Raw genomic sequence first — 7208 nt, forward strand, 5'->3', positions numbered from 1 at the left:
CATTGATAATGGGCACCGTAACGAACGGAATCAAAGGCGCATTCAGAATTGGACAAACACTTTCTGTTTTAGGCCGAACCGGTGTCAAATGGGTAGGGGGAGAACGACCCCCTGCCCCGCGCTTGTTGCGCCAAACGTTCGAATCCCTCGGTGCAACTTACATAAAGCTTGGGCAGTTCATTGCCAGTTCTCCCACCTTCTTCCCCAAGGAGTATGTGGAAGAATTTCAACACTGTTTGGATCGTACGCCCAATCTACCGTTTGGTGTCATTAAACGTATTATTCGAGAAGAACTGGATCAACCGATCGATCAGGTGTTTTCACAGATCGACCCGGTCGCTTTGGCTTCGGCATCTATAGCGCAGGTACATGCGGCCCGATTGGTTACCGGCGAAGATGTGGTAATTAAGGTGCAGAAACCGGGCGTTGAAAACATTTTACTGACCGATCTGAATTTTTTGTATCTTTCTGCCAGGATTCTTGAAACTTTGGCGCCCAAAATGTCCTGGACCTCGCTTTCCGGTATTGTCGATGAAATTCAGCGCACCATGATGGAAGAATGCGATTTCATTAAAGAGGCGAACAACCTCAAAGTGTTCCGGAGGTTTCTCCACGACACGCATAATGAAGAAGCGACGGTCCCCGAGGTTTATGAACATGCGAGCACTCGGCGGATTCTCACAATGGCACGTTTTCACGGTGTACCCTTAACAGACCTCGAAAGTATTCGCGGTTACGCCAAAGACCCAGAGCGCACATTAATCACTGCCATGAATACCTGGTTTGCCAGCCTCACCCAGTGCGAATTTTTTCATGCCGATGTTCACGCCGGTAACCTGATGGTGTTGAAAGATGGGCGTGTTGGATTTATTGATTTTGGAATTGTCGGACGTATCCGGCCCGATACCTGGGAAGCCGTAAGCGACTTTATTTCTGCCGTGATGGTAGGGAATTTCGACGGCATGGCCGAGTCGATGATCCGTATCGGTATAACCAGTCATACGGTTCAGGCAGATAGTCTGGCCAATGATTTACGTAAGTTGTACCAGCAAATGGATAAAATGGTACCGGATGAGGTGCCTTATCAGGCGGACCAGGCAGAAGATGATGTGAATAACATTCTGATGGATATGGTTAAAGTGGGAGAAAGTCATGGCCTGCATTTTCCCAGAGAATTTGCCCTGTTATTAAAACAGTTCCTGTATTTTGACCGATACGTACATATCCTTGCGCCAGAAATGGATGTGTTTATGGATGAGCGTTTGAACATGCTTCACTGAGGCGGTCGCCTTCATCTGCTCTGTTTTGTACACTAAGGGCTGCATGTCACGTAAAATGTGAGATGCTGCCTTTTTTCCTGGATACGTTCCATCTCTCTTGTTGCCGCGACGAGCTGTCCTTTCTATGGCGCTGGTAAAACTTCATACCGAATTTTTTCGCAACCTGTCCCCAACCGGACCTACGTCGTTTTCACCTTCTTTTAACCTGCTATATGGTGCCAATGGCAGCGGTAAGACCAGTATACTTGAAGCTATTGGCTATCTTGGGCTTGGTCGATCCTTCCGAATAAACAGACATCAAGCGGTGGTTCAACATGGCCAACAACGATTTACGGTGTTTGGTGGGTTGGATCGAGGCTTTGAGGAAGAGCGGAATACCCCCGCTTCAGATTCTCTTGCTCATCGATTAGGCATTTCACGCGATATAGCCCAGAAGGAAACGATGCTCCGCGTAGATGGGGAAGGTGTGCGAAGCCTTTCATCTTTAGCAAAACATTTACCCGTATCTGTGATTGATCCAGGTGTGTTCGATATTGTGGCAGGAGGTCCCGGGAAGCGCCGGCAGTTTCTTGATTGGGCAGTGTTCCACGTGGAACCTTCCTTTGCATCTAGCTGGCAACAATGCCAGAGAGTGACATCGCAGCGGAATCAAACGCTGAGAAATGGTAGACTAGACGAAGCCATGTTGCGTATCTGGGATGCCCAGTACACAGCACTGAGCGAGAGAATTAGCGAAGCCCGAAAACTCGCCTTTGATCAAATCAAAAGCGCGTTTAATAGCCTGGTTCATGAGGTGGACATAAGTTGGGCACAAGGGCTGAAGTTGGATTTTTATCCCGGGTGGGACACCAGCCAATCACTGTCAGATGTGCTTGTTCGCCACCGGGAGCAGGAAGTCCGCATGGGCCACACCCTTTATGGACCAAACCGGGCAGACATCCGAATCAGATTTCAGGGACGACCGGTGGCGGAAACCTTTTCCCGCGGCCAGCAGAAAACCCTCGTTATTTTGATGAAAATTGCACAAAGCATGGTGTTGAATAGCCTTGGAAAGCAGGTCAGCTTTCTGATTGATGATATTAATGCAGAACTGGACCAGAGCCACAGAACCATGCTGGCTGGCAAATTACAGGAGTTACGTTGTCAGGTGTTCATTACCTCCATCGAGCATCCGAAACCGGGGTCGCTGTGGCAAGGTAGGGAGATGCCTGACTATCGAATGTTCCACGTGGAACATGGCAAATTGAAGGAAGAATAAAATCGGCTTACCAACCCCTTAGCCTGCAGAATGCGGTTTTAAGGAACGCGCCGGACCTTACGCTTCAGGAGTTTCCTAATGAGTGAATCGAGTTACAATTCCGCCAGTATCAAAGTCCTGAAGGGACTGGATGCGGTGCGAAAACGACCAGGAATGTACATTGGCGACACGGACGACGGTACCGGCCTGCATCACATGGTATTTGAACTGGTGGATAACTCCATCGATGAGGCTCTGGCGGGTTATTGCTCCGAAATCGGTATTATTATTCACCCGGATGAGTCTATAACTGTTCAGGATAACGGTCGCGGCATTCCGGTAGGTATTCACGAGGAAGAAGGTGTATCTGCCGCTGAAGTTATCATGACCGTGCTTCACGCGGGTGGTAAATTTGACGATAACTCTTATAAAGTTTCCGGTGGTCTTCACGGTGTGGGCGTTTCTGTTGTCAACGCACTCTCCTCTACTCTCACGCTAACCATACGTCGCGATGGTAAGGTGTACGAGCAGGTTTATTCTCACGGTGTGCCAAATGCACCATTGGCGCCGGTTGGTGAGACAGATGCCTCTGGTACCCGTGTTCATTTTATACCCTCGCCGGAAACCTTTAGTCACATAGAGTTTCACTACGATATCCTCGCAAAACGCATCCGGGAACTGGCATTTTTGAACAGCGGTGTGCGTATTCGCCTGACGGATGAGCGCAGTGGTAAAGAAGAAGTTTTCGAATACGAAGGCGGCCTGAGAGCGTTTGTTGAGCATCTGAATATCAACAAAACACCCATCAACCGGGTTTTTCACTTCACCCGTGAGCGTGAAGACGGCATTGTGGTGGAGGTGTCCATGCAGTGGAACGACGCCTTCCAGGAAAATATTTACTGTTTTACCAACAACATACCCCAGCGCGATGGCGGTACACACTTGGCTGGTTTTCGTTCGGCTCTTACCCGATCACTGAACACTTACATCGAGCATGAGGGCTTGGGCAAGAAGGCCAAAGTAAGCACCTCAGGTGATGATGCCCGCGAAGGTCTGACAGCGATTGTTAGCGTAAAAGTGCCTGATCCCAAATTTTCCTCCCAAACCAAAGATAAATTGGTGTCTTCGGAGGTGAAAACGGCTGTGGAGCAAGAGCTTTATCATAGCCTTGCTGAGTATCTGCAGGAGCAGCCAAACGAAGCCCGACTCATCGTTAATAAAATGATTGAAGCTGCCCGTGCCCGCGAGGCTGCTCGTAAAGCGAGGGACATGACCCGCCGCAAAGGCGCGTTGGATATTGCTGGTCTGCCAGGTAAATTGGCCGACTGTCAGGAAAAGGACCCCGCCCTCTCCGAATTATACATAGTGGAGGGTGATTCCGCGGGTGGCAGTGCCAAACAAGGCCGGGATCGTAAAACCCAGGCTATTCTGCCGCTCAAAGGTAAGATTCTGAACGTAGAGAAAGCACGCTTCGACAAAATGTTGTCCTCCGCCGAAGTTGGCACTCTGATCACTGCATTGGGTTGTGGTATCGGCCGTGAGGAGTTCAACCCGGACAAACTGCGTTATCACTCCATTATTATCATGACCGACGCCGATGTGGACGGCTCCCACATTCGGACTCTGCTGCTAACGTTCCTGTTCCGTCAGATGCGCGAGATTATTGAGCGTGGTCATGTGTTTATTGCTATGCCGCCGCTTTACAAGGTTAAGCGTGGTAAGCAAGAGCAGTACTTGAAGGATGAGAAGGCGAAGGAAGCTTACCTCACCCAGACCTCTCTGGAAGGCGCGCAACTGTACGTAAACGCAGAAGCACCTCCCATCAAGGATTCCGCCCTTGAGACAATGGTTCAGGATTATCAGACGGTTATGGCAATGATTGATCGTCTATCTCGTGCCTACCCCGCAAAAGTACTGGAGCAAATGCTGCACAACGATACGTTGAAGGCAGAACATCTGAAAGATGAAGACACGGTTGCTGCCTGGACGACTCGTTTGGGTGACGGGCTAGATGTCGATACCCGCACAGGTACCAAGTACACCTTCTCTGTCGCTAAGGACACTGAGCGAGAGCTTTACCTGCCTAAGGTCACCATCTATGTACACGGGATACCGCACGAGCACACGTTTAGCCATGATTTCTTCGATTCGCCATCCTATGGCGCCATCGCACGTCTTGGCGAAACTCTGAACGGGCTCATAGAAGAAGGCGCATACATTCAACGTGGCGAACGTAAGCAAATGGTGTTGTCGTTTGAAGGTGCGTTGCAGTGGCTGATGAAAGAAGCCCAGCGCGGTCTGAATATTCAACGCTATAAAGGGCTGGGCGAGATGAACCCCGAGCAACTCTGGGAAACAACGATGGATCCGGATTCTCGCCGGATGATGAAAGTGAAGATTGAAGATGCCATCGCGGCAGACCAGATCTTTACAACCCTGATGGGCGATGACGTAGAGCCACGTCGTGACTTTATCCAGACCAATGCGCTGGAAGTGACCAACCTGGATATCTGATATTATTCAGCAGGTAACAAAAAACGGCCAGAGCAGTGATGCTCTGGCCGTTTTTTTATTCCGAAAAACAGCGTATGCCTTTAGAGTATCTGGTTATTTACCTGAAGCGGAGCCTGACGAGTTGGCTTTCTCCTTCTCTTTTTCCGCCAGGTGAGGAGCCATCACTTCTTCCAGGGTATATCCCGTCAGCCGCCTGATAGTTCTCCACAGATAATAAAAAATAAGCATCATCATAATCATGGAGGGGATGGCGATCATTGGATAACTAACCAATGTCATCCTGCCGAGCTCTTCATTGAAGGCTTGGGTACCGGAGGGACTGACCACAATCCAACGGGCGATGGCGTAGTTCATGATGGAAGAAAACAAAAAAGTGCCCGAAAAAAAGTAACTCGCTTTTAGTAAACGCGCCTCAAACTCATCTACATGATTGTTTTCCTGTAACTTTTTTTGAATCTTTTCTACGTCGAGCACATTAGGGTTATACAGGAGTGTGCGAACCAGAGGATACTTTGTGCGGGTAGAGGCGAGCACAGCCAGGCCAATAATGGCGGGAATGGCCGCTTCCTTTATCGCCAACCAGCCAGCATCCAGTTCCAGTAAGCCAATACCACCGGTGAGCCCTACGCTGATTAAGCCAAGCACGGCGATAAAATTTTTCTTGTGATAGCGGATCAGCTCGAACAAGCCCCAGCCAAGGGGGAAGGCCAAACCCAGAATCAGGGCATTCACACTGCCCAGATGCTGGTCGCCGCTGAACTTCATCAAAATAACGGATGGGATGATGATACTAACGAGCAGATCAACCCATGGTCTGGGCTTATGCTCGGGTACAGATGTGGTGTTCGGTGAAGTCATGGCTCTGCCTGGTCGGTGTAACAACTATCCGCAGTATACGACGAACCCCATAAAAAAACCGAACCCGGAGGTTCGGTTTTTTACTCTTCTTCAACCTTCGCTCTGCTATCAGGCGCCGGCTTCTTTAAGGCTCTCCTCAACTATCGCCAGGCCTTCCTCAAGGATATTATCCTCAATAGTGACCGGCATCAGAAAACGCAAGGTGTTGCCGTACATGCCACAACTAAGAAGGATAAGTCCCTTTTCTTTGGCTTTCTTGGTAATTGCAGCAGCCAGTTCCGGCATGGGTTTGCGGCTATCTTTGCTCTCAACCATCTCGAATGCCGCCATGGAACCCAAGCAGCGAACGTTGTCCACATGAGTGAACTGCTCCTGCCATTGAGTGAAACGTTGGTTCAGGGCCTCACCCAGACGCTGGCTCTTGCCCAGAATGTCTTCTTCCTTGAACACATCGAACACAGCCAACGCTGCGGCACAGGCGGCCGGGTTACCCGTGTAGGTACCGCCCAGAGAGTTGGGCCCTGATGAATCCATGTGTTTGTCGGTACCGACAATGGCAGAGATCGGCATGCCGTCGGCCATACTCTTAGCAACGGTCATAAGGTCAGGTTCAATACCACTGTGTTCAATGGCGAACATCTTGCCCGTACGACCAAAACCACACTGGACTTCGTCGACAATCATCAGAATGCCGTTCTCGTCACAGATCTTGCGGATCTCTTTCAAAAAGCTGGTAGGTGCCGGGTAAAAACCGCCCTCACCGAGTACGGTTTCCAGCACTATGGCTGCCGTGTCATTCGCCGGAGAGTCAGCCTTCATTGTCATGCGCAATCCACGCAGCGCCTCTTCCTCAGTGATACCGTGATAAGGCACTGGATAAGGTGCCCGGAAAACCGAGCCTGGCATGGTGCCGAAGTCTGTCTGATAGGGCGCCGCCTTGCCATTCATTGCCATGGTCATGAAAGTGCGGCCATGAAATGCGCCATCGAAGCAGATAACGTTGTTGCGACCAGTGGCTGAACGGGCAATCTTGACCGCATTTTCCAGCGCTTCAGCGCCTGAGTTGGCCAGCATCACTTTAGCGTGGCCTTTCACCGGTGCCACTTCGCTCAATTTCTCCGCCAGACGTACGTAGCCCTCATAGGACATAACCGTCTGGCAAGTGTGCATCAGCTTGTCCAGCTGAGCTTTTATTGCTTCCACCACTTTCGGGTGCCGGTGGCCGATGTTGAGCACACCAATACCGCCGGCAAAGTCGATCATGCGTTTGCCGTCTGCGTCCCACAGTTCTGAATTGGTTGCGTGGTCAGCAAATTGCT

Annotated in this window: 5 protein-coding genes; 3 read left to right on the forward strand and 2 right to left on the reverse strand. The window is 50.3% G+C overall.

The features are described 5' to 3' along the window. Positions 1-8: 8 nt before the first annotated feature. The 3 genes from ACTHYN_RS12890 (at position 9) to gyrB (ending at position 5031) form a co-directional block, all read left to right on the forward strand. Positions 9-1280: an ABC1 kinase family protein gene (locus tag ACTHYN_RS12890; RefSeq protein ID WP_441812835.1), complete on the forward strand. Its 1272-nt coding sequence runs from the start codon at positions 9-11 to the stop codon at positions 1278-1280. A gap of 124 nt (positions 1281-1404) precedes the next feature. Continuing rightward, positions 1405-2538, forward strand: coding sequence for a DNA replication/repair protein RecF (gene recF, locus ACTHYN_RS12895; RefSeq protein ID WP_441812836.1), 1134 nt, complete (start codon positions 1405-1407; stop codon positions 2536-2538). Between the two features lie 78 nt (positions 2539-2616). After that, complete coding sequence (gene gyrB / locus ACTHYN_RS12900) at positions 2617-5031, forward strand: DNA topoisomerase (ATP-hydrolyzing) subunit B (RefSeq protein WP_441812837.1); 2415 nt, start codon at positions 2617-2619, stop codon at positions 5029-5031. 93 nt (positions 5032-5124) lie between these two features. Here gyrB and ACTHYN_RS12905 read toward each other — a convergent pair whose 3' ends face one another. Continuing rightward, positions 5125-5889, reverse strand: a complete 765-nt coding sequence (locus tag ACTHYN_RS12905; protein WP_441812838.1) for a VC0807 family protein — start codon at positions 5887-5889, stop codon at positions 5125-5127. A 108-nt stretch (positions 5890-5997) separates the two neighbouring features. Further along, positions 5998-7208: aspartate aminotransferase family protein (locus ACTHYN_RS12910; protein ID WP_441812839.1), on the reverse strand; the 1211-nt coding region annotated here is incomplete at its 5' end.

Source organism: Marinobacter sp., from assembly GCF_052091845.1.
Taxonomy (GTDB): domain Bacteria; phylum Pseudomonadota; class Gammaproteobacteria; order Pseudomonadales; family Oleiphilaceae; genus Marinobacter.

What these genes read in the sequence shown, in the direction of transcription:
- ACTHYN_RS12890 (WP_441812835.1), top strand. Translation starts at nt 9, where the DNA reads ATGGGCACCGTAACGAACGGAATCAAAGGCGCATTCAGAATTGGACAA.
- recF (WP_441812836.1), top strand. Translation starts at nt 1,405, where the DNA reads ATGGCGCTGGTAAAACTTCATACCGAATTTTTTCGCAACCTGTCCCCA.
- gyrB (WP_441812837.1), top strand. Translation starts at nt 2,617, where the DNA reads ATGAGTGAATCGAGTTACAATTCCGCCAGTATCAAAGTCCTGAAGGGA.
- ACTHYN_RS12905 (WP_441812838.1), bottom strand. Translation starts at nt 5,889, where the DNA reads ATGACTTCACCGAACACCACATCTGTACCCGAGCATAAGCCCAGACCA.